This is a genomic window from Magnetospirillum moscoviense (assembly GCF_001650635.1).
Lineage (GTDB): Bacteria > Pseudomonadota > Alphaproteobacteria > Rhodospirillales > Magnetospirillaceae > Magnetospirillum > Magnetospirillum moscoviense.
On the sequence record NZ_LWQU01000117.1, the window covers coordinates 1 to 582 of the forward strand.

Sequence of the window (582 nt, forward strand, 5' to 3'; positions counted from 1 at the left end):
TCTCATGTTCGCTGTCAATAGTTTCGCGCAGGCGGCTTCGTCCTGGCTTGGCCCAGGCGCTGGATTTCAGAGATGCCCACGGCAGGAGGCAGGGCCAAAGACGACGGTTGAGCAAGCTCTCATGCGCGGGTTGGTTACCGCATGACCGTGGTTTCGTCTTGGGGCTGCCTCGGTCTAAAGGGCGAGCGTCGGCATTGCCGGCTCATAGCAGGGCACGAGGATTCCCCACCGCGCCCCGCCTCCAGCCATGGGCACCGATATGGCGGCCGGGCGTTGATCAGGCGGCCGGCTTGACCTCCACTTGCCGGGCAATGGCCCACAGGAAGCCGACCATTTCGCGGGCGATGGCGGTCGTCACCACCACCTTGGCCTTGCCCGCCGCCGCAAGCCGGCGATAGCGGGCGCACAGCCGGACCTGGGCTTTCCAGGCGATATCGCGGATGGCCTGAGACAGGTTTTCGTTACGGTCGTGTAGTTTGCGGCTGATTCGTGCCTGCATGCGATAGGTCCAAGCGCCTTCGATCAGCGCCCGCCGGGCCAGGGCGTTGCCGGCCTTGGTGATGCCGCCGCGCCGCACTGTGT

Annotated in this window: 1 pseudogene; it reads right to left on the bottom strand. The window is 65.6% G+C overall.

The features are described 5' to 3' along the window. Nucleotides 1-277: 277 nt before the first annotated feature. Nucleotides 278-582: pseudogene (locus A6A05_RS21265) on the bottom strand (IS110 family transposase); the annotation flags it as partial.